This is a genomic window from Bacillus sp. FSL R5-0431, from assembly GCF_038002985.1.
In the GTDB taxonomy this organism is placed as follows: Bacteria; Bacillota; Bacilli; order Bacillales; family Bacillaceae; genus Bacillus.
This window is the reverse complement of record NZ_JBBOOG010000001.1, coordinates 2,084,966-2,106,484: the sequence shown is the minus strand read 5'-3', so window position 1 is coordinate 2,106,484 and position 21,519 is coordinate 2,084,966. Positions and strand designations below refer to the sequence as shown.

General features: G+C 42.9%; 20 protein-coding genes and 1 other annotated feature. Of the genes, 11 read left to right on the top strand and 9 right to left on the bottom strand.

Features of this window, described 5'->3' with window-relative positions; all coding sequences use genetic code 11:
* Positions 1 to 12 precede the first annotated feature (12 nt).
* From celB to MKZ03_RS10570, 3 genes are all read left to right on the top strand, one after another.
* Positions 13 to 1,359, top strand: coding sequence for a PTS cellobiose transporter subunit IIC (celB, locus tag MKZ03_RS10580; protein ID WP_307499881.1), 1,347 nt, complete (start codon positions 13 to 15; stop codon positions 1,357 to 1,359).
* The gene (locus tag MKZ03_RS10575; RefSeq protein ID WP_445662025.1) at positions 1,343 to 2,749 is read left to right on the top strand and encodes a glycoside hydrolase family 1 protein; all 1,407 of its coding nucleotides are present in this window, start codon (positions 1,343 to 1,345) and stop codon (positions 2,747 to 2,749) included. The genes celB and MKZ03_RS10575 overlap by 17 nt, the downstream gene beginning before the upstream one ends.
* 153 nt (positions 2,750 to 2,902) lie before the next feature.
* Positions 2,903 to 3,625 carry a GntR family transcriptional regulator gene (locus MKZ03_RS10570; protein ID WP_334749675.1) on the top strand — a complete coding sequence of 241 codons (723 nt, stop codon included), beginning with the start codon at positions 2,903 to 2,905 and terminating at the stop codon, positions 3,623 to 3,625.
* Between the two features lie 47 nt (positions 3,626 to 3,672).
* On the opposite strand, the gene zwf is transcribed toward MKZ03_RS10570, so the two are convergent.
* Positions 3,673 to 5,148 (bottom strand): glucose-6-phosphate dehydrogenase, encoded by a 1,476-nt coding sequence (zwf, locus tag MKZ03_RS10565; RefSeq protein WP_307499880.1) that lies wholly within the window; start codon positions 5,146 to 5,148, stop codon positions 3,673 to 3,675.
* Positions 5,149 to 5,369: 221 nt separating this feature from the next.
* Between zwf and rnz the strand changes: the two genes are divergently transcribed.
* Entirely contained in the window at positions 5,370 to 6,299 is a 930-nt protein-coding gene (rnz, locus tag MKZ03_RS10560; protein ID WP_341031756.1) for a ribonuclease Z, read from the top strand.
* Positions 6,300 to 6,438: 139 nt separating this feature from the next.
* A complete protein-coding gene (locus tag MKZ03_RS10555) occupies positions 6,439 to 7,746 on the top strand; it encodes an aminotransferase class I/II-fold pyridoxal phosphate-dependent enzyme (RefSeq protein ID WP_066030694.1) in 1,308 nt (435 codons plus the stop codon).
* Between the two features lie 47 nt (positions 7,747 to 7,793).
* On the opposite strand, the gene MKZ03_RS10550 is transcribed toward MKZ03_RS10555, so the two are convergent.
* The gene (locus MKZ03_RS10550) at positions 7,794 to 8,558 is read right to left on the bottom strand and encodes an alpha/beta fold hydrolase (RefSeq protein WP_307499878.1); all 765 of its coding nucleotides are present in this window, start codon (positions 8,556 to 8,558) and stop codon (positions 7,794 to 7,796) included.
* A 119-nt stretch (positions 8,559 to 8,677) separates the two neighbouring features.
* Positions 8,678 to 9,694, bottom strand: coding sequence for an NADPH dehydrogenase NamA (gene namA / locus MKZ03_RS10545; protein WP_340973256.1), 1,017 nt, complete (start codon positions 9,692 to 9,694; stop codon positions 8,678 to 8,680).
* A gap of 140 nt (positions 9,695 to 9,834) precedes the next feature.
* Between namA and MKZ03_RS10540 the strand changes: the two genes are divergently transcribed.
* The 3 genes from MKZ03_RS10540 to MKZ03_RS10530 all read left to right on the top strand — a co-directional run bounded on the left by MKZ03_RS10540 (position 9,835) and on the right by MKZ03_RS10530 (position 12,051).
* Positions 9,835 to 11,448 (top strand): M20/M25/M40 family metallo-hydrolase, encoded by a 1,614-nt coding sequence (locus MKZ03_RS10540; RefSeq protein ID WP_334749670.1) that lies wholly within the window; start codon positions 9,835 to 9,837, stop codon positions 11,446 to 11,448.
* A 122-nt stretch (positions 11,449 to 11,570) separates the two neighbouring features.
* Positions 11,571 to 11,729 (top strand): hypothetical protein, encoded by a 159-nt coding sequence (locus MKZ03_RS10535; RefSeq protein ID WP_340973252.1) that lies wholly within the window; start codon positions 11,571 to 11,573, stop codon positions 11,727 to 11,729.
* Complete coding sequence (locus MKZ03_RS10530; protein ID WP_340973250.1) at positions 11,722 to 12,051, top strand: DinB family protein; 330 nt, start codon at positions 11,722 to 11,724, stop codon at positions 12,049 to 12,051. Before MKZ03_RS10535 ends, MKZ03_RS10530 begins: the two co-directional genes overlap by 8 nt.
* Before the next feature lie 46 nt (positions 12,052 to 12,097).
* Here MKZ03_RS10530 and proC read toward each other — a convergent pair whose 3' ends face one another.
* Positions 12,098 to 12,925: a pyrroline-5-carboxylate reductase gene (gene proC / locus MKZ03_RS10525; RefSeq protein ID WP_034661197.1), complete on the bottom strand. Its 828-nt coding sequence runs from the start codon at positions 12,923 to 12,925 to the stop codon at positions 12,098 to 12,100.
* Between the two features lie 41 nt (positions 12,926 to 12,966).
* Positions 12,967 to 13,178: a binding site (T-box leader), on the bottom strand.
* Between the two features lie 169 nt (positions 13,179 to 13,347).
* On the opposite strand from proC, the gene MKZ03_RS10520 reads away from it, so the two are divergent.
* A complete protein-coding gene (locus MKZ03_RS10520) occupies positions 13,348 to 14,298 on the top strand; it encodes an MBL fold metallo-hydrolase (protein ID WP_034661196.1) in 951 nt (316 codons plus the stop codon).
* 12 nt (positions 14,299 to 14,310) lie between these two features.
* Positions 14,311 to 15,087: an SDR family NAD(P)-dependent oxidoreductase gene (locus tag MKZ03_RS10515; RefSeq protein ID WP_268495512.1), complete on the top strand. Its 777-nt coding sequence runs from the start codon at positions 14,311 to 14,313 to the stop codon at positions 15,085 to 15,087.
* A gap of 65 nt (positions 15,088 to 15,152) precedes the next feature.
* Here the strand turns inward: MKZ03_RS10515 and MKZ03_RS10510 are convergent, their stop codons facing one another.
* Positions 15,153 to 16,481, bottom strand: coding sequence for a CoA-disulfide reductase (locus tag MKZ03_RS10510; protein WP_340973245.1), 1,329 nt, complete (start codon positions 16,479 to 16,481; stop codon positions 15,153 to 15,155).
* A gap of 187 nt (positions 16,482 to 16,668) precedes the next feature.
* Between MKZ03_RS10510 and coaA the strand changes: the two genes are divergently transcribed.
* Positions 16,669 to 17,628, top strand: a complete 960-nt coding sequence (coaA, locus tag MKZ03_RS10505; protein ID WP_034661193.1) for a type I pantothenate kinase — start codon at positions 16,669 to 16,671, stop codon at positions 17,626 to 17,628.
* A 30-nt stretch (positions 17,629 to 17,658) separates the two neighbouring features.
* Here coaA and MKZ03_RS10500 read toward each other — a convergent pair whose 3' ends face one another.
* From MKZ03_RS10500 to MKZ03_RS10485, 4 genes are all read right to left on the bottom strand, one after another.
* Entirely contained in the window at positions 17,659 to 18,894 is a 1,236-nt protein-coding gene (locus MKZ03_RS10500) for an MDR family MFS transporter (protein ID WP_034661190.1), read from the bottom strand.
* 188 nt (positions 18,895 to 19,082) lie between these two features.
* On the bottom strand, positions 19,083 to 19,427 hold the full coding sequence (locus MKZ03_RS10495) for a YolD-like family protein (RefSeq protein WP_034661189.1): 345 nt from the start codon (positions 19,425 to 19,427) through the stop codon (positions 19,083 to 19,085).
* A 15-nt stretch (positions 19,428 to 19,442) separates the two neighbouring features.
* On the bottom strand, positions 19,443 to 20,675 hold the full coding sequence (locus MKZ03_RS10490) for a DNA polymerase IV (RefSeq protein ID WP_034661188.1): 1,233 nt from the start codon (positions 20,673 to 20,675) through the stop codon (positions 19,443 to 19,445).
* Between the two features lie 150 nt (positions 20,676 to 20,825).
* A complete protein-coding gene (locus tag MKZ03_RS10485; protein WP_034661187.1) occupies positions 20,826 to 21,275 on the bottom strand; it encodes a YfmQ family protein in 450 nt (149 codons plus the stop codon).
* Positions 21,276 to 21,519 lie beyond the last annotated feature (244 nt).

Below are 21,519 nucleotides of genomic sequence, written 5' to 3'. Positions count from 1 at the left end.
GGGGGGAAACCAATGTTTGATAAAATAAGTGCCATTTTGGTTCCGATTGCTGGGAGATTGAACAACAACCGCTATTTAGGCGTATTACGGGATGCTTTTATGCTTGCGTTCCCGCTCACCATTTTTGGTTCCATTATGGTTGTGCTAATGAATTTGCCATTTTTAGATAAAATCATGAGTCAAACCGCACTGGAAGGAGTCCAGTCTGCACTGAATATCGCGCCAAGTGCGACCATCAGCATTATGAGCGTGTTTGTTGTATTTGGGATTGGCTACTATTTATCGAAAAGCTATGATGTGGAAGCTGTATTTGGCGGCGTGATTGCTTTAGCCTCTTTCTTGCTTCTGACGCCATTTTTACTAGAACAAGAAGGCGGTGCATCTATTGCAGGTGTGATCCCAGTCGATCGTTTAGGAGCAAAGGGGATGTTCCTAGGAATGATCACAGGCTTTTTGTCTGCTGAAATTTATCGTTATTTTGTCCAAAAGAAATTTGTCATCAATATGCCGCAAGGGGTTCCGCCAGCTGTTTCAAAGTCTTTTGCTGCACTGATCCCGGCTACTTTGACACTCACAACCTTTTTACTGATCAATATCATCATTACACAAGGCTTCAAAACAAACATGCATGACCTGATTTATCATGCCATTCAGGCGCCGCTTGTTGGACTTGGAAGCGGTATCATCCCGACCTTGATCGCTGTTTTCTTTATACAAATTCTTTGGTTCTTTGGGCTCCACGGCCAAATTATTATCAACTCTGTCATGGACCCGATTTGGAATACATTGTCCATTCAAAACCTAGAGAGCTACACAAAAACTGGTGAGGTTCCGAATATCATCAGCAAGCAGTTTATCGAAATCTATACGGTTGGCATGGGCGGAACCGGTATGACGCTGGCTGTTGTGTTTACGATTTTAATTTTCCTGAAAAGTAAGCAATTAAAACAAGTAGCAAAGCTCGGCTTAGGACCAGGATTATTTAACGTCAATGAACCGATTATTTTCGGTTTACCGATTGTCATGAATCCACTTATTCTCATTCCATGGATTTTGGCGCCAATGGTCATTACATGTATTTCTTATTTTGCGATGGCAACAGGCATTGTACCGCCGCCGACAGGCGTGAATATTCCATGGACGGTGCCGATCTTTATTAGCGGAATAATGGCAACAAATTCACTAGCGGGCGGTCTGCTTCAGCTGTTTAATCTGATGATTGTGTTTGTCATTTGGTTCCCGTTCCTGAAGTTTATTGACCGTATGAATGTGAAAAATGAAAAAATAACCACAACGGAAAAAACGAAGACAACAAACATCAAAGGCGAAGGAGACTCAATACATGTCGATGGAAAATAACAAGCAATCATATACATTTCCAGAAGGTTTCTGGTGGGGATCTTCTGCCTCTGCCACGCAAACAGAAGGCAGTGTCCCTGGAGATGGTAAGGGACCGAATATTTGGGATCATTGGTTTGAACAAGAGCCGACTCGTTTTTTTGATGGTGTAGGCCCAAACGTGACATCCCAATTTTATCGAAAATATAAAGAGGATATCCGTCTGATGAAAGAAATTGGGCACAATTCATTTCGGCTGTCCATTTCATGGTCACGTCTTTTACCTGAAGGGAAAGGTGTGGTCAATGAAGAAGCAGTATCTTTTTACAATGATGTGATCAATGAACTGATTGCACATGATATTGAGCCGTTTGTGAACCTGTACCATTTCGATATGCCAATGGCGCTGCAGGAAAAAGGCGGATGGGTGAACAGACAGGTAGTAGATGATTATGTCAGCTATGCGGAATTGTGCTTTCAATTATTTGGCGACCGGGTGAAAAAATGGTTTACCCATAATGAACCGATAGTTCCTGTAGAGGGCGGGTATATGTATAGCTTTCATTTTCCAAACGAAGTCGATTTCCAAAAGGCTGTACAGGTCGGTTTTCATGAACTTTTATCAAATGCTAAGGCGATTGCGGCTTATAAAAATCTGCAGCAAGGCGGGAAGATCGGCATCATCCTAAATCTAACCCCATCATATCCAAGAAGCCAGAATCCGTGCGATGTAGAAGCAGCTGAGATGGCTGATGCTTTCTTTAACCGTTCCTTCCTAGATCCTGCGGTGAAGGGACATTTCCCAGAAAAACTAGTAGAGGTCTTAAAGAAAGAAGGCTTTATGCCAAGTATTGAAGAAGGAGACCTTGAGCTCATTCAAGAGAATACCGTCGACCTCCTTGGGATCAACTATTATCAGCCAAGAAGAGTGAAAGCGAAAGAGCATATGCCGCATCCGAAAGCACCATTTATGCCAAATCATTATTTTGATGCGTTTGAAATGCCGGGAAGAAAAATGAATGTGTATCGAGGCTGGGAAATCTATGAAAAAGGAATTTATGATATATTGAAAAAAGTTCAAACAGACTATGATAATATTGAATGCTTTATTTCTGAAAATGGAATGGGTGTCGAAGGAGAAGAGCGGTTTAAGGATGAAGAAGGAATGATTCATGACGATTACCGCATTGACTTTATTTCTGAGCATCTCAAATGGGTGCATCAAGCCATTCAAGAAGGAAGTAATGTAAAAGGCTATCATCTGTGGACGTTTATGGATAACTGGTCATGGTCGAATGCCTATAAGAATCGTTATGGATTTGTCTCAGTTGATCTTCAAGAAGACGGGAAACGAACCATCAAGAAAAGCGGATACTGGTTTCAATCGGTATCAGAGAATAACGGTTTTTAATCAAGATACTTGCTCTTTCCTTGAAAAGGGCAAGTATTTTTCTTATGTGACGGTAAGTGGATGAAACAAAAATGGCTGGTACCTTTTAAGCTCACTAGGCTTAGTGTAGAATGAGAGGAAGCTATGAAAAAACAAGTCAGTTGGTGATGTGAGATGAAAAAGTACGAACTCATTTCAGAAGAAATCAGAAAACGAATAGGAACAGCATATTATCCAGAAGATCAACCCATTCCAGATGAAAACTCGCTTGCCGCTGAATTTCAATGCAGCCGAATGACGATGAAGCGTGCGCTCGATCTTCTCGTAGCAGAAGGTCTGCTCTTTAGAAAAAGAGGCCATGGCACATTTATTGTGAAGGCAGCGCTCAATCAAGGGGCAATCAATGTATCAGGCCATGAAAATAAAGGGTTCACAAAAGTCATGGCGGATAAAAACGTCACAACCCAAATCATTCGCTTTGATGTCCATTTTCCAAGCGAAGAGGTGGCAGCCCATCTATTCATTGACTCCACCACACCCATTTACGACATCATCCGGCTCCGTCTTGTGGACGAGGAGCCATATGTATTAGAGAAAACGTTTATGCCCGTTAATCTCATTAAGGGCATAGATGAAGAGGTTTTATTGGGATCAATCTATGGCTACATATCAAATGAACTCCATTTAAAAGTGGCAGGAGCGCATAAGAAAATTAGAGCGGCTAAATCAGATGAGCTGGACCAGCAATATTTAGGCTGTGACCCAACGGATCCTGTGCTAGAAGTCGAGCAGGTTGCTTATTTAAACACAGGCCGGCCATTTGAATACTCCTTTAGTCATCACCGCTATGATAAGTTCGACTTTTCAACGGTTGAAATTACGAAAACAGGACATTAAAAAAAGAGCAGAACCCCCAAGGGAGGCTGCTCTTTTTTCATATGATTTTATATATTCCACCAATGGTACCCGTCTTTTTCTAGAAGCTGATCGGCTTCTTTTGGTCCCATAGAACCAGCAGGATAATTTGGTTTTAATGTTTTGTTTTCTGCCCATTTTTCAGAAATCGGATCAACAAAGTTCCAAGAAAGCGCCACTTCATCCCAGTGAGCAAAGTTCGTTGCATCGCCTAGCAAGCAGTCATGAATCAGCTTTTCATATGCTTCTGGTGTATTCATGATGTCGTTATAGTTTGTTTGGTAGTCGAGCTTAATCGGCTTCGCAAACGTGCCGCCATCAAGCTTGCGAGCGTTCAGGTGAAGGGTAATGCCTTCATCTGGCTGAATGTGAATGACGAGTAAGTTTGGATGCATGGAATTTCCGTTACCATAGTACAGGTTCATTGGAATGTCTTTAAATTGAACAACAATTTGAGTAGATTTCTTTTCTAATCGTTTTCCTGTACGAATGTAAAACGGCACCCCGGCCCATCTAAAGTTATCAATGAGCAGCTTCCCTGCAACGAATGTTTCTGTGTTTGAGTTCGGGTCTACATTTTGCTCTTCAAGATAGGAAGGAACCATGCTGCCATCAACCGTACCAGCATCATACTGTCCGCGGACAAAGAATTGATCGACCTCATCTTTAGAGAAAGGACGAAGAGCGCGTAATGCTTTCCGTTTTTCGCTGCGGATCTCCTCTGTATTCAGCTTAATTGGCGGCTCCATTGCTAAAAGTGCCACCATTTGAAGCATATGGTTTTGGACCATATCTCTTAGTGCACCTGAACTTTCGTAATAGCGAGCCCGGTCTTCAACCCCTAATGATTCACTAGATGTAATTTGAATGTTTGAGATATATCGGTTTGTCCAAAGTGGTTCAAAGATGGCATTCGCAAAACGGATGACCTCAATGTTTTGAACCATTTGTTTACCGAGATAGTGGTCAATACGATAAATTTGATCTTCAGAGAATGCATCTCGAATTTCTTCATTTAATGTTTTGGCACTTGGCAGGTCATGTCCAAATGGTTTTTCGATGACAAGTCTTGACCAGCCGGTTGTTTTTGATACGCCTTCACTTTTTAGGAACTTCGCAATCGTTCCGAAGAATTCCGGTGCCATCGCTAAATAGAACATCCGGTTATTTGGGATACTGTACGTATCTTCAAGGCCTGCTAAAAGTGTGTTAAGCGATTGATAGGAAGCAGGGCTCGATACGTCAAAGTCGTGATAATAAAAATGCGAACTGAATTCCTCTATTTTCGCTTCTGCATCATCAGAAGAAACAGATTCTTTCACCACAGCTCTGAGATCCTCATGAGACCACGGACGGCGTCCAACACCGACGACGGCGAATTGATCACCAAGCTTTCCGCTATGAAAAAGTCTATGTATAGAAGGGTAGAGCTTGCGTTTGGCAAGATCTCCTGTTGCGCCAAAAATGACAATGACTGCTTTTGGATTGTTAGTTTCTGTATTCACGAAAAGTACCTCACTTTATTCGTAGCATTGTTGTAAAAACCGAGATTGTATGTACATTTTCTTTATTTTAAAGGTTCATTGTTCGTAAAGCAAACATTTGATTCGACTTTTTCTGCTCTCGTTTGACTTTTTTCGAAAATTCCGCTGAATTCACATTTACCTTGTCTTCATGTATTCTATATGAATGAAGATATTGTATACCGGCTTTAGGAGGAAAAGTAATGGAACTGCTCTTTTTAGGAACAGGTGCAGGCATTCCTGCAAAAACTAGAAACGTCACTTGCACTGCGCTAAAGCTTTTAGAAGAAAGAAAAGCAGTGTGGCTTTTTGATTGCGGAGAAGCGACGCAGCATCAAATATTACATACAACGATTAAACCGAGAAAGATCGAGAAAATATTTATCACTCATATGCATGGTGATCATGTATACGGTCTCCCAGGACTGCTTGGCAGCAGATCCTTTCAAGGCGGAGAGGATGAACTAACGATCTATGGGCCTAAGGGAATCAAAGCGTTTGTGAACGCAGCACTTTCAGCTACACAAACGCATTTGACATATCCGCTGCATATCATAGAGATAGATGAAGGGATCATATTTGAAGATGATACCTTTCAAGTAGAAGCAAGACGAGTATCTCACGGTATTCCAGCTTACGGCTATCGGGTAGTGGAAAAAGATGTACCAGGTGCATTAAAAGCCGAAGACCTAAAAGAAATCGGTGTAAAACCTGGACCTTTGTATCAGAAGTTAAAAAATGGGGAAACCGTGACACTCGAAGATGGAAGAATCATTGATGGAACCGATTATTTGGAACCCCCTAAAAAAGGGAGAATCGTTGCATTTTCAGGAGATACCCGTTTATGCGAGAATATAACAAGGCTTGCCAAAGATGCGGATGTGTTAGTCCATGAAGCAACATTCGGTAAAGAAGATGCTGATCTAGCCTACAATTATTATCACAGCACGACAGAACAAGCAGCGAAAACGGCGCAGGAAGCAGGCGCAAAAAGATTAATTTTGACCCATATTAGTGCACGTTACCAAGGAGAAGAGGCACTGAAACAACTATTGAAAGAAGCCCGCGATATATTCCCGCTGACAGAAGCTGCACATGATTTCTTTTCTTTTTCCATTTACCGCACGCTGTAAAAAATGGATGAATCGTCAAAAAAAGTTGTGTGATTTTTTTGATATTTATAATGACTCTCTTTTTCAGGTAGTGGTAAAATGGTGAAGAAAAAACAAATGACGAATGAAACTATGAAGAATACGGGAGGCACAATCAAAGATGAGCGGTTTTACAGCGTTAAGTGAAGCAGAATTAAATGACCTATATGCAGCACTACAAAATGAGTACGAAACTTATAAAAGTAAAAACTTACACTTAGACATGTCTAGAGGAAAACCTTCACCAAAACAGCTCGATTTGTCTATGGGCATGCTCGATGTTGTGACATCAAAGGATGCGATGACTGCTGAAGATGGCACAGATGTGCGAAACTATGGCGGCTTGACAGGGCTTCCTGAAACGAAGACATTTTTTGCAGATGTACTCAATCTGAAGCCAGAACAAATCATCATCGGCGGTAATTCCAGCCTTAATATGATGCACGATACCATTGCCCGTGCCATGACTCACGGCGTATATGACAGCAAAACACCTTGGGGAAAGCTGCCAAAAGTAAAATTCCTTGCACCAAGCCCAGGATATGACCGTCACTTTGCCATTTGTGAGCTATTTAACATAGAGATGATCACAGTCGATATGAAGGCTGATGGACCTGATATGGATCAGGTAGAAAAATTGGTCGCAGAAGATGAAGCGATTAAAGGCATTTGGTGTGTACCAAAATATAGCAACCCAGATGGCATTACGTATTCAGATGAGGTTGTTGACCGCCTCGCTTCTATGAAAACAAAAGCAGACGACTTCCGCATTTTTTGGGATGATGCATACGCAGTCCATCATCTAACTGATACGCCTGATACGTTAAAAGATATTTTTCAAGCAGTAGAGGAAGCAGGGCACCCAAATCGTGTGTTTATGTTTGCGTCTACTTCTAAAATTACATTCCCAGGATCAGGTATTGCACTGATGGCGTCTAGCCCGGACAATGTAAGCTTCACTCAAAAGCAATTATCGGTTCAAACGATCGGACCAGACAAAATCAATCAATTAAGACATCTTCGTTTCTTCAAGAATCCAGAAGGCTTGAAGGAACATATGAAAAAACATGCAGCGATCATTAAGCCAAAGTTTGACCTCGTTCTTTCCATTCTTGATGAAACACTTGGCGGGAAAGACATTGCTGAATGGCACAAGCCAAATGGCGGATATTTCATTAGTTTAAATACGCTCGATCATTGTGCAAAAGCTGTTGTGCAAAAGGCAAAAGAAGCAGGTGTTACAATGACAGGTGCAGGCGCGACATATCCTTATGGAAAAGACCCGCTTGATCGTAACATTCGCATTGCGCCAACGTTCCCAACACTTGAAGAGCTAGAGCAAGCGATTGACATCTTTACATTATGTGTTCAGCTTGTCAGCATTGAAAAGCTGCTTTCTAAAAAAAGTCAGTCTGCTCCAACGGCATAAAGAAAAGAAAACTCCTTGACTGATAACTAGTCAAGGAGTTTTTGTTTTTAATTGGCTGTTTGATAATAGGAAACAGGTTGTTTGGCTGCGCACCATACATCATAGATCGCAAGCTGCACAATATGCGGTTCATCATGATGAATATAGTGCGAGCTGTTCTGCGCCTGAATCCATCCGCTTTGGGATGACAAAGACAGCATCCGTTTATGAAGTCTGAGCCAAGCTTCATGCGCTGGATGAAACAATCGGCTCTTACCTGATGAAATGACAAGGAGCGGCATCATCCCATAATGGGTTTGCTCCTCTTTCATTGTACTTAGCATTTGCTGAAAGTCCTCATGCGTACATTCTGCTGTGAATTGCGCCATATATGAGGTGCGTTCTTCCTTTGATAAAAGCGGCAGGATGACCTGTTCTTGCTCCTCACTTGCTGGGTCTAACATCACCATGCCAATGACGTCATCTCCTCTGCGGCTTGCCCATAACCGGCTGACAAGAGAGCCAAATGAGTGAGCCACAATGAGAAAGGGCGGCTGAATATTGGCTTCTTCTAGCAGCGCATCTAAATCATCTGCAAGATCATGCAATGTTCTTCCTTCACTGCTGTCACTGCTCTTTCCATTTCCTAATCGATCGTATAAGAAAACCCCAAGCTCAGGATCAATATCGCGGGTCATATTCGACCACGTATCACCCGAAATGCCGTAGCCTGCTTCAAAGATAATGGTGGCTTGCCTTTTGCCTTGACGATGTTTTGTATAAAAATGATGTCCATCTATATGATACATTCTTTCAATCATTGCCGAGTTCATTCTTCCATCTCCTCTAAGTGGTTCTTTAGCTAAAAGACGGCACAAAAGGCTGATATGTTTCTCTTAAAAACAAAAAAGATGCCTATTTCAAAAAATAGACATCTTTTTTCTATGAGCTTTTACCAAGCGCGATCATATTGACGCGGGCCTTCGATAGATGTACGAAGTTCTTGAGCAGCTGTTTTTGGAAAGTATGGATCCCGTAAAAATTCTCTGCCTATAAAGATTAAGTCTGCACGCTGATTTTGTAAAATTTCCTCTGCCTGTACACCAGATGTGATCAGACCGACTGCCCCTGTTTGAATACCGGCACCTTCTTTTATTTTTTCTGCGAAGGTCACTTGGTAGCCAGGGAATGTGTTGATTTTCGCCTGTACGACAGCGCCTGAGCTGACATCGATTAAGTCGACACCTTGTTCCTTCAGCCATGTAGCAATGCCAATGTAATCTGCAATATCAAGTCCTTTTGTCGTGTAATCAGAAGCAGACACACGGACAAATAATGGACCGCCCCATACTTCATTGACTGCATCGATGACTTCTCTTAAGAAACGATAACGGTTCTCTGGTGAACCGCCATAGTCATCTGTTCGATGATTTGCCAGCGGTGAAAGAAATTCATTGATCAAATAGCCATGCGCCCCATGAATTTCAATGATGTCAAAGCCAGCCTTTTTTGCTCGGACAGCTGCATCCTGAAACGCCTGAACGGTATCTTTGATTTGATCGATAGACATCTCGGCAGGGGTTTTAGACTGTTCATCAAATGGAATGCTTGATGGTGCCAGGATGTCACCACCTAGTTCAGCCTTACGCCCTGCATGAGCCAGCTGGATAGCTGTCTTGGTTCCGTATGCTTTGATTTGTTCGTTTAATGAAGCAAATCCTTCAATGTGCTCATCACTCCAAATACCGAGGTCTTGATCACTAATTCTTCCCTCGGGAGAAACAGCACTTGCCTCCACCATGATCAGGCCAGCCTGACCTTGGGCACGGGAAATATAATGTGTAAAGTGGAAAGGCTGTAATTTCCCATCATGGTCATAGGATGAATACATACACATCGGGGACATCACGATGCGGTTTTTCAGTGTAACACCTTTTAATGTCCAAGGTGAAAAGAGTTTTGTTTCCAAATACCTTCGCCTCCTCATGGAATTGTATAGCCGATTATAACAGCCATTCAAACTTTCGTCATAAAAGGTGCTCAAAGAATATAGCTTTTATACGCGTTTTTGTATAATGGAGAGATAGAGACAACAAAGGGGGAAAAGGGATGAAATGGCAAACAGAGAGTGAACTAAAGGAACTGCTCACAGCTCTTATGCAGTATGAAAGCATATCGGGTACAACTGGAGAAGTCGCGTTAGCTGAATATTTATATTATTTGCTGAGGGAGCGGCCTTATTTCAAGCAGAACCCTGATCATTTGGCTTTGCATCCGATGAAAGATGGCCGGTATTATTTAACGGCGCTTGTAAAGCGCAGCACGCTGCCACGTACCGTTTTGCTGCTTAGTCATTTCGATGTCGTCGATACAGAAGATTACGGTGAATTTCAAAACATGGCATGCAAGCCAGAAGAGTTAATGGCGTCATTTTCTCAAAAAAGTGCGCTTCTCCCAAAAAGAGCAAGAGAAGATCTAGCTTCAGGTGACTGGTTGTTTGGAAGAGGTGCCATGGATATGAAAGCAGGTCTTACTGTACAGCTTTCTATGCTGGAAAGAGCGATGACAGAAACCTTTCATGGAAATGTCCTGCTCGTCACAGTCCCTGATGAAGAAGTGAATTCTCAAGGAATGCTTGAAGCTGTTCCGAAACTAAAGGAGCTTAAGGAAAAGCATGACCTTGACTATACCGCGTGCTTAAACAGTGAGCCCATGTTTGAAAAGTATCCAGGTGATGAACACCATTATATGTATACAGGCAGTATAGGGAAGGTGCTTGCCGGATTTTTCTGCAAAGGAATTGAAACACATGTAGGAGAGCCATTCTCAGGCTTAAATGCGAATTTTATGGTATCTGAATTAAACCGGCTGTTAGAGCTGAATAGTGATTATTGTGAGGAAGTAGACGGAGAAGTCACGCCGCCGCCAACCAACTTGATGCAAAAGGACTTAAAAGAAGCCTATTCCGTTCAAACACCTCACACAGCTGTTTCTTTATTTAATGTGCTGATGATGAATCGTTCAAGTGAAGAACTGCACGGGCTTCTCTATGACACTGCGAAACAAGCAGCAGACGAAATCGAGTCCAATCTCAAACAGAAAACAGCTGAGTTTCAGCGCTTTAAACCTTTTACACCGATTGATACGAAGATTACGGTTCTCACGTATCATGAGCTGTATCAAAAAGCTGCAGAACGCTCAGGTAAACAGGAGGTTGAACGCATTGTTAACTATGCTTTCGCCAATCGAGGTGAGCTTGGAGATCGTGATTTTTCAACCAAAATCGTCTCTGAGCTGACGACGCTTTGTAAGGAAGAAGGGCCGCTGATTGTTCTATTTTATAGTCCGCCATTTTATCCTGCGGTTTCCTCAACGGAAGATCCGCATATCCAAACAACTTTAAAGAGGATTCAAATAGAGGCAAAAAAGAGTTATGGACTTGAAATAGAAGAAGTGAAATATTTCCCTGGATTGTCTGATTTAAGTTACTTACAGCTCGAAAAACAGGACGTAGGTCATTACACGACCAATATGCCGCTTTATCAAAAAGGCTATTCTTTACCGGAAGGAGAAAAGGGAGCACTTTACGTTCCAGTTATCAACGTGGGGCCATTAGGAAAGGACCCGCACAAATGGACAGAGCGGCTGCACATCCCGTTCTCATTCGGCATTTTGCCAGAATTACTAGAATCAGCGATTCATGCTTTGTTAGAGAAACATTGAGTATGTGTGAAGAGCCCTATCGTGATAGGGCTTTTATTTTTAAATAGACGATCCATCGACTTAGATAGAGTATGATAAAGAATAAGACTTACACTTATTTGAAGGGAGATTGTGAGGATGAAATGGAAACTGGAAAATTAACAAAAACAGACATCATTACATCGCTTCAGGAAAGTATCCGTGAACTAGAAAAGCTAGTGGAAACATGTGATGAGCACACGCTAGATCAATCTTTGGGAGAGGACAAGGTCGATCAAGCAAATCGCAGGGCATTTGTATGATACAGAAGAAGTCTGGACAGAGCGGATAGAGCAGGCGATATCAGATGAGCAGACGCCTTTTCAATCGTATGATCCTGAAATATATGTGAAGGAAAGAGGCTATGAAAGGTATAACGAGCAGGAGATCAAAGCACTGATTAAACGATTGAAAGAGAGAAGAAGCAAGACCCTTCATCTATTAGAAAAGGATACATGGGAGCAATCGGGTCTGCATCCTGAAGAAGGGATGATGACAGTGCAGATATTAGCTGAAACCATCGCTTTACATGAACAACATCATCTGGATCAAATTAAAGCCATTATGTCAAAGAGTGAACGTTAGCAGTATGTAAAAAAGCACCTGTCATCAAAACAGGTGCTTTTCTCTATCATTTATACGTGCTTGCTGAAAACATTTCGTTTAATTCTGCTGCGCGTTTTGTTGCCGATTTAACACAATCGACAACAGCCTCTTCAAATTGATAGGCAGCAAGTGTGTTTAGGCCGGCTTCTGTCGTTCCGCCTTCACTGGTGATTTCTTTGCGCAGTTCAGCAGGTTCTTTACCGCTGCCTTGAAGCATGTTAGCGGCGCCCGCAATCATCTGGCAAATGAGTAACTTCGCTGTTGCTTGGTCCATCCCAAGTTCCGAGGCGCCCCGCTCCATTCCTTCAATCAAATGATAAATGAAGGCAGGGCCGCTTCCTGCAATAGCTGTAACAGCATTCAGCTGTGATTCATCCAATACCGTCACATGACCGATCGTTTCAAACAGCTCGATTGCTTTATTCTTTTGATCCTCTGTCACTTCTTGACTTACGGCAATGCCTGTTGCTGATTGCTGAATCGCCGCTGATGTATTTGGCATCGCGCGAACCACCGCAGTCTTCTCGCCAGCATAGTGCTGAATCGTTTCAATGGAGATGCCAGCTAAAATCGAAATGATCAGCTGCCCATGTAAATGAGGCCGCACATCAGATATCCCGCTTTCCGCATCTTTCGGTTTTAAAGCAAATACGAGAATATCCGCTTCTTCATAAATAAAAGAACGAGAGAAATCCGTTTTGACCCCATAACGCACCTTTAATTCTTCTAGACGTTTTTCATTCGTTTTGTTTGTGACAATAATATCTTCATTTGACATGATGCCGCTTTTTAATAAACCTTTTATCATCGACTCTGCCATCGAGCCTGCACCAATAAATCCAATTTTACTCATAAGCTGCTCCTCCTTGTAGAAAATAAAAAAACCTCTCGCCTGAAAAGGACGAAAGGTTTTTCGCGGTACCACCCTCAATTAGCATGCAGACATGCATACTCAGCTCTAGTCCCTTAACGCGGGAAACGTTTAGGTTTGCCTAACAGCTCAAAGGGCAGGTTCAGCAAATAAGAGGACGGTGAGGCCTTACAGCCGGCGGACCTCACTCTCTTTCATCATTATTTTGCTTACTAATCCTTGTCATCGCGCATCTTATATTTGTTGTTCATTATGCAACGATGAACAAGTTTGTGTCAATAGGGACAGATAAAAAAATTGACCACCTAAACCGCATGACAGTCTGCCCTTTGCAAGATACAATGAATAAAGAAGACTGAGTTGTAATGAACCATGAGTCAAAAAGCAGGAGATGACATATAAAAGTGAAAGAAGACATCATTCAATTATCCATCCCTACACCGTTTGCTGTTGGGGATGTACATGCATATATATTAAAAGGAGAAGCCGTGACCTTAGTGGACTGCGGGCCGATGACAGAAGAGGCGGAGCACGCCTTTGTCGCGCAATTACAAGAGCATCGTTTATCGATAGACGATATTGATCAAGTGGTGTTGACCCATCATCATGCAGATCATGTCGGTCTTTTAAATCTGATGAAACCTCATGTCCGTGTGATCGGACACGAGTTAAATGAGCCGTATATTAGCCAGGACCCTGTGTTTAAAGAGCGTCAAATTGCTTTTATGGAGCGCTTTTTTCAGCAGTTAGGTGTGCCGCTTCGTCAAGGTGAGTGTGAAAGAATCGTGAAGCAATCTTATACATATTCCTGTACTGCACATGTAGATGACGTCATCAAAGAAGGCGATCGGTTGAAAGGGCATGAACACTTCTTCGTGATGGAAACACCGGGACATGCACAATCTCATCTTTCCTTTCTAGATGAAACAACGGGCCATTTCATTGGTGGAGACCTGCTTTTGACGACCATTTCCTCAAACCCGTTAATGGAAGCGCCGTTTGAAGGGGAGGAACGCCAAAAATCGCTGCTTCAATATAAAGCATCACTCAATCGATTATTGCATCTGCCAATCAAGACGATTTATCCAGGACACGGTGAGCTCATCACGTCTCATCATGAATTGATCGAAGAAAGATTTAAGAAACAAGAAAAACGGGCAAATACGATGTATCAGCTGCTCAAACGAAAAGAAATGACTGCCTTTCATCTTTGCCGCAAGCTATTTCCAGTGCTGTATGAAGAGGCCTTATTTTTAACGATGTCGGAGACAGTTGGGCAGCTGGATGTCCTCTTAGAAGCTGGACAAATTGAAGAAGTGCAAAAAGACGGAATTCTCTATTACAGGGCAAACTAAGGAGTGAAACGCATGGGGCGATTAACAGGAAAGAGGATATGGATTACAGGCGCATCTGGGGGCATTGGTGAAAAAATGGCGTACTTGGCAGCAGAAGAAGGCGCAGAAATCATTATTTCAGCAAGACGAATCGAAAAGCTGACGGGTGTAAAAGAAAAGATTATGAGTGCTGGCGGGGTGTGTCACATCGCTCAGCTAGATGTCAGTCACCTTGAGGACGTTGATCGCGCATATCAAGAAGTGGGGGCTGTTGATATTTTGGTTAACAATGCCGGTTTTGGTGCGTTTGATCTCGTTGAAGATGCTTCCATTGAGGAAATGGTGTCGATGTTTGAAGTAAACGTGTTTGGCTTAATCGCTTGCACGAAAAAGGTCATTCCAGAGATGAAACAAAGAGGACAGGGACATATTATCAATATTGCTTCTCAGGCAGGAAAGATTGCCACTCCGAAATCAGCCATTTATTCGGCATCAAAGCATGCCGTCCTTGGATTTTCAAACAGCCTTAGAATGGAGCTGGCAGACCTCGGCATTCACGTCACCACGGTGAATCCAGGACCGATCGCCACTGACTTCTTTACCATCGCCGATCGCAGCGGTGAATATGTGAAGAATGTTGAATTCATGATGCTTAGTGCGGACAAGGTGGCTGGGAAGGTCGTATCCGCTATGATGACGAAAAAAAGAGAGATTAATCTGCCCGGATGGATGAACGCTGGCAGTAAATTGTATCAATTATTCCCGTTTTTATTTGAAAAAGCAGCACGCAAAGCGATGATGAAAAAATAACAAAAAAGAAACCGGTCGTGAGCTGGTTTCTTTTTTTGAGATAAGACGCCATTGTGACCGTCTTTTTATCTCCGCCTTGCCGCTTGCTGAAGCGGGTCCCACACACTGTTAAAAGGTGGTGCATAGCTAATATCTAAGTCTTCTAGATCTGTTATGGTCAGCTGTTGGTAAAGGGCTGTTGCCATCACATCGATCCGTTTATCTACACCGTTTCTTCCGATGATTTGGGCACCGAGCAAGGTGTAGTCATCACTTCTGTAAATCAGTTTGACTTTCATTTTCTGCGCATCTGGATAATATCCAGCGTGATCCGTACTGTCAATGGTGATGGTGGAATAAGGAATGTCAGCTGCTTGTGCTTCCTTTTCTGATAAGCCCGTTCGTCCCGCTGTCATGCTCATAAATTTCATCACTGCTGTTCCAGTCACGCCTTGAAACGCCCGGTTTGTTCCCGTCATATGAAAACCAGCGATTCTTCCTTGTTTATTCGCCGTTGTGCCGAGCGGAATATAATCTAGTGATTGTTTGATGCGGTGATAAGTTGCTGCGCAATCCCCGGCAGCATAGATGTCTTTTACATTGGTTTGCATGTATTCGTTTACAACAATGGCGCCATTTGGAAGACGCTTGATTCCTGTTTTGTCTAAAAAGGATGTTTGCGGTGTGACGCCGATGGCCATGATGACCATATCCGTTTTAATGGTTTGTTTGTCTGTTTGAACAGCTGTTACATGTGACTCGCCCTCTAATGTCTGCACGGTTTCCCCAAGTGTCACGTGAATACCTTGGGCATCCGCCTCTTCTTTCAGATGCTTTGCCATATCGGGGTCAAAGCCCGGACCTAGTGTTGAACCCCGCTGAATGATATGTACTTTTTTTCCCAGCTTTTTTAAATTTTCAGCCATTTCTAAGCCGATATACCCGCCGCCAATGATGGTGACATGTGTGATATTTTGTTTTAAATGGTCTAAAATGGACAGCGCATGCGGAATGGTTTTTAATACGTGTACGCCTTCTAGCGGCTGATTGTCTAAACCCAGTGTGACGGGGCTTGCTCCTGTCGCAATTAAGAGGCGGTCATAGCTTTCGGTAAATGGTTCTTTTGTTTTCGTATGATGACCTGACACCGTTTTTTGCTTTGGGTCAATGGAGGTCACGTCGTGTAAGCATCTAGCATCAATTCCATATTTGTCGCGAAAGGTTTCAGTGCTGCGTGCAATCAGCTTGCTGTGATGATCAATGAGACCGCCGATCAAGTAGGGAAGGCCGCACTGTCCATATGAGAAAATCTCTCCTTTTTCAAAAGCGACAATATGTGCCTCTGGATCCTCTCTATATATTTGCATAGCACAGCTCATTCCTGCTGCATCTCCGCCAATCATCACATATTTCATTTGGTGTGCTCCCTTCTATCTATCGAACTGAATACTCTTATTTACCCTCATTTTCCTTTTTTTAATGCTTTTTTTCGCAAAAGAAGCAAACTTTAGTTGAAAAATAAAGACAGCGCCTTCATTTTAAGCTACAATCGGATTATCGTCTTTTTGGTTACGAGTTTAGTGAAGATTGGTGGGAAAGACTTTGAGTGACACGCGACTAGATTTTAATACTTTATATACACGCCATACAAGAGAGGCTTGGTCTGCTCTTGGGGAATATATGCCGGTATCTGTTTCAGAAGAGGAAGCGAGAGCACTTCAAGGATTAAATGACTATTTATCGCTTGAAGAAGTTCAAGATATTTACATACCACTTATTCGTTTTCTGACATTGCATGTCTTTGCAGAAAAACAAAAAAATCAGCATGTGAATGCCTTTTTAAACTACCCGCATCATGCGAAAATCCCTTTTTTAATTGGGATTGCTGGAAGTGTGGCTGTCGGGAAAAGTACAACGGCTCGTATCATTGAAACGCTTTTATCGAGACTTGGAGATGGGCTGAAAGTGAGTCTTGTGACAACAGATGGCTTTTTGTATCCTCAAAAAGAATTAAAGGATCGAGGACTCATGGAAAAGAAAGGCTTCCCGGAAAGCTATGATGTCAAAGCCTTGTTATCTTTTTTAAACGAATTAAAATCAGGCAAACAAACTGTTCATGCCCCGGTATATTCGCATCTGACCTATGACCGGCTTGAAGGGGTGTATGAAACAGTGGAGGATGCCGATATTGTCATCATTGAAGGAATCAATGTGCTGCAATCACCAGCGCTGGATGATCTGAAGGATGAACCGCGTGTGTTTGTATCAGATTTCTTTGATTTTTCGATTTATGTAGATGCTGCTGAAACGCAAATTCAATCATGGTATAAAGAACGGTTCCGTTTGCTAAGGGAAACAGCTTTCCAAGACCCTGAATCCTTCTTTCATCAATACAAAGATTTGACGGATGAAGAGGCAGATCACATGGCAAGCACGATTTGGAATACCGTCAATCGCCCTAATTTATATCAAAATATTTTACCGACAAAATATCGAGCCGATCTCATTTTGAAAAAAGGTGATCAGCATAAGGTGGAAGAGATTGCTATCCGCCGAGTATAAAGGAAAACCGCTCAAACGAGAGCGGTTTTTTTAATGATCTCCACTGACTTTAACAGCGACCGCAGCTGCGGATCGCTTTTTCAGGCGGTAGTATCCAATGAGTAAGAACGGGACACCTGCGATGGTGACCATCGACAAGACTGAAAAAATGGAGAAGGGATGGGCTGCGCCAAAATAGTCAATGCACAGTCCGCCGACAAATGGTCCGATGACGCTGCCGAGCTGAGAAAATCCCATCGCACCAAAGTACGATCCCTTTACTTCTGGCTTTGCCACATTGTCTACAAAAAGATCCATCATCGCAAACAGCAGAACCTCTCCAATTGTAAACACGACAATGATGAAAGCAAGCATGCCGAGACTCTGTGAAAAAGCAATAGCAAACAAACTGCCGGCAAGAAGAATATTCCCAGTGGTCAGCGACAAAATGGTGGAGTAGCGCTTGGCGATCATGATGAGCGGATATTGTACGACAATGACAACAACTGCATTTAAAGATAAAAGGTATCCAAACAGTTTCGGACCATCCTCAATCATAGGTGAAGCGGATAAATATTGAGGCAGCGTTGAGCTCAAATGCGAATACCCGAACGAACATAAGGTCACGCCGATGAGGATAATGCTAAAGACCGTATCTTTTTGGATAATGGAAAGGGCTTTTTTGACACCAATTTGTTTCGTGCTTTCTGGAGCAGCAACTGGATGTTTCTGAAATTGCCAGACCAGCGTTAATCCGTATAACAAGTAAATGAAGGCAGCAACGAGAAATGGGAACGTTGTTTTCGATGACCCGAGATATAAGCCAAGCAGAGGACCGAAGATGACCCCTATGTTAATGGCTGTATACCGTAAATTAAACACAAACAACCGAATACTTGATGGGGTGACATCAGATAAGAGCGCCTTAGATGTTGGTTCAAACAGTGCCCGGCACAGTCCGTTTAAAGCGTTCATGATAAAGAAGACCCAAATGGCATCTGCAAATGCAAAGCCAACAAAGACAAGTGACCAACCGAAGATCGATAGAAGCATTACCTTTTTTCTGCCGATACGATCAGAAATATATCCGCCGTAAAAACTCGCAACGATCCCAATCAGAGAGCTAACGGCAATGATTAATCCAGCAGAAGACGCTGAGGCGCCTTTGACTTGTGTCAAATAAACGGCCAAAAAAGGAATGCTCATGGACGTCGCCATTCGGCCAAATATGGTGCCGATGATGATCGTCCAACTAAGCGGATGTAACGTACGTAAGTTATTTTTCATGCTGTTTCTCCCCTGAGTTTGTAAGATGTTCCAATCATACATGAAAAATTGTGCAAATTAAATACACAATTTGATGGAGGAGACATCTGCCATATGGCAAAGAAGCAAGATTGGCTCGCCATTTGGAGGTTTGCTTTTTGCTGCCAGTGCTTCTATGTCACTGATTCGCGCGGTCATTTGGCGAAAATTTAATCAAGGTCGATCGCGACGATTTGCTGCAAGGACAGGTTGAGAACATCCTCATCATTGACGATTTTTATGCGCTGCGTTTCATAATGAATGGCTTTTACCCAGCCCCAAAACTGCTCTTTCATACCTGCTGCGGCATATGTCACGTAAATCGCTTGATCCTCGGTAATCGACTGTGTGATCAAAAAATTCATTTCCTCCAGCTGATCGGTGCTCAGCGGGGGAGGGGTGTACTCTTTTTTCTTCCGTTTTTGAGCAAGCAGCTGCTCCCGGTGCTCTGGAAGCATCATTCGGCTTGATTCCCACATGAGGTTGTATCCAGGTGTTAATTTATTGGGATTCATGGCTGTTCGCCTCCGTTATTTGTAATGTCCGCCAATTTTTTCGGCGCGGTGATACGCCTGCCCTGCGCTTGTCAGTGACGAAGCGTGCAGCAGGGCAGCAGGTCCATACTTCATGTGGATCGCATCAAATACTTTGCTGAGTTTGTCTTTTTGAACATGGTGATCAAATAAAGTCAGCTGATATTGGCTGTCAGACTGCAGCTGTGAGAGAGTAATCCCCACACTGCGAATGGGCTGGCCATCCCAGTGCTGCTTGCATAGCTGAATGGCTGCGTCTGCAATATCTGTCCCGTACTGTGTAGGTGAATGAAGCTTGATTTGTCTATGAAATCCAGTCGGATGAGAAAAATCAGCGCCTCTCACGCCAACAGACACTGTTTGCCCAAGATAATGCTTAAAGCGTGCACGTCTTGCCACTTCTTCACTCAATTCAAGAAGAGCGACTTTGATATCCTCAAAAGACGCATAATCATGGGGAAGAGTCATATGATGTCCAACCGCTTTTTGCTGATCATGTGTGTGAATGGTGACCGGAGAGGGATCATGCCCTAAAGCTGTTCGCTGCAAAAGCTCTCCGTTGATTCCCCAGCGTTTTTTAAGCCGGTCTAACGGATAAGCAGCAAGCGTCCCAATGGTACTGATGCCCATTCGTTTTAAATGGTGCTCCATTCGTTTGCCGACGCCAAATAATTTTCCAATCGGAAGCGGCCATAAATCAGCCGCAACACTGTCTGTACGAAGTTCATAGATACCAGATGTGTTTTTTTTAGCAAAATGGTCACAGGCCATTTTAGCGAGCACTTTATTAGGACCGATGCCAACACGTGCGTAAATGCCAGTCTGGTTCATAATGGTTGTTTGTATATTTTGAGCGATCTCGCGGGGAGAACCGAGTAGTGTCAGACTGCCTGTAATATCAAGAAATTGTTCATCAATTGAATAGGGTTCGACAAGATCTGTGTATTGTTCGAGCAGCTCTGTTATCATGACAGAGATATCAAGATAGCGCTGCATACGGGGGCGTACGACGACAGCTTCGGGGCATTTCTCCTGCGCTTCCCATAATCTTGATGCATTTTGTACGCCTCGTTTTTTAGCGAGCGGGCAGGCGGCAAGTACGACCCCGCTCCGCCGCTCAGGATCTCCAGAGACGATGAGCGGCACATCCTTCAAGTGGGGAGCCTCCACTTTTTCGACTGACGCATAAAACGATTGCATATCCACAAGCAGAATGGCTCGTTCATTCATTATTTTCACCTCTTAGAACATATGTTCCGTTTATATTGTAACCGTCAGGAGGCGAAATTGATACTGGTAAATCATTCAAAGAAAAGAGTGTAAATCCATACAAAAAAGACGAAGTGTCTTCCACTTCGTCTCATTTGATGCAACATTATTTTAAGCATGTGCCAAGTTGTGAGATGTTTGGAGCGGCTCAGAACGCAAACGATAGGCCGTCAGTTTTTTCTTAGGCTTATGTGTAAACTGCCGCACCACATCCACGTGGTCATCGTAATGATACAGATAAAGGGTCACATCATGTTTGCCAAGCTTTGTTTGCATGGTAAGCGGCGCCGGCCCTTCCTGCGGATGAAGAAAACGCTCTTCATCACCAGGATAAATATAATAGCGTTCAATAAAGATCGCATCATTAAAATGTTGAATAATTTCAGATACTTGCTGATCATTGAGCGGACGATCTTCAAACATGATCGTTGTTTGATCACTTGTTACTTTTGCATGCACCGCATAACGACTAAAAAGGCGTTCCACAACACCAGAAGGCAGCGAAGTGACAAGAAGCTTTAAAAGACTAAACACAACAAGTGAAGTAACAATCCAAACCAATATCATCATCTCCAATAAACATTTGTTACATTTCCTATATGAACCATCTTAACATACCAAAAGAATGAAACTTTCGCACAAAAAGTGAACTTTTTGAAATAAGTGTGAAGATTTAAAAGGAGATGACGGCGAAAGAACGAAGAATCAACAAAGCTGAAAGGAAAAAAGGCTGACACGTGATCTTTACAAACAATTAATCGAACAGGTAGACTATTGAAACAACAGTTTTTTTAAAAAAAGAGAG

Coding starts and splice junctions, on each gene's coding strand:
- MKZ03_RS10570 (WP_334749675.1), top strand. CDS start 2,903: ATGAAAAAGTACGAACTCATTTCAGAAGAAATCAGAAAACGAATAGGA.
- MKZ03_RS10575 (WP_445662025.1), top strand. CDS start 1,343: ATGTCGATGGAAAATAACAAGCAATCATATACATTTCCAGAAGGTTTC.
- MKZ03_RS10500 (WP_034661190.1), bottom strand. CDS start 18,894: ATGAAAAATAACTTACGTACGTTACATCCGCTTAGTTGGACGATCATC.
- MKZ03_RS10555 (WP_066030694.1), top strand. CDS start 6,439: ATGAGCGGTTTTACAGCGTTAAGTGAAGCAGAATTAAATGACCTATAT.
- MKZ03_RS10550 (WP_307499878.1), bottom strand. CDS start 8,558: ATGAACTCGGCAATGATTGAAAGAATGTATCATATAGATGGACATCAT.
- celB (WP_307499881.1), top strand. CDS start 13: ATGTTTGATAAAATAAGTGCCATTTTGGTTCCGATTGCTGGGAGATTG.
- MKZ03_RS10540 (WP_334749670.1), top strand. CDS start 9,835: ATGAAATGGCAAACAGAGAGTGAACTAAAGGAACTGCTCACAGCTCTT.
- MKZ03_RS10535 (WP_340973252.1), top strand. CDS start 11,571: ATGGAAACTGGAAAATTAACAAAAACAGACATCATTACATCGCTTCAG.
- MKZ03_RS10490 (WP_034661188.1), bottom strand. CDS start 20,675: ATGAATGAACGAGCCATTCTGCTTGTGGATATGCAATCGTTTTATGCG.
- MKZ03_RS10510 (WP_340973245.1), bottom strand. CDS start 16,481: ATGAAATATGTGATGATTGGCGGAGATGCAGCAGGAATGAGCTGTGCT.
- rnz (WP_341031756.1), top strand. CDS start 5,370: ATGGAACTGCTCTTTTTAGGAACAGGTGCAGGCATTCCTGCAAAAACT.
- MKZ03_RS10495 (WP_034661189.1), bottom strand. CDS start 19,427: ATGAATCCCAATAAATTAACACCTGGATACAACCTCATGTGGGAATCA.
- proC (WP_034661197.1), bottom strand. CDS start 12,925: ATGAGTAAAATTGGATTTATTGGTGCAGGCTCGATGGCAGAGTCGATG.
- MKZ03_RS10515 (WP_268495512.1), top strand. CDS start 14,311: ATGGGGCGATTAACAGGAAAGAGGATATGGATTACAGGCGCATCTGGG.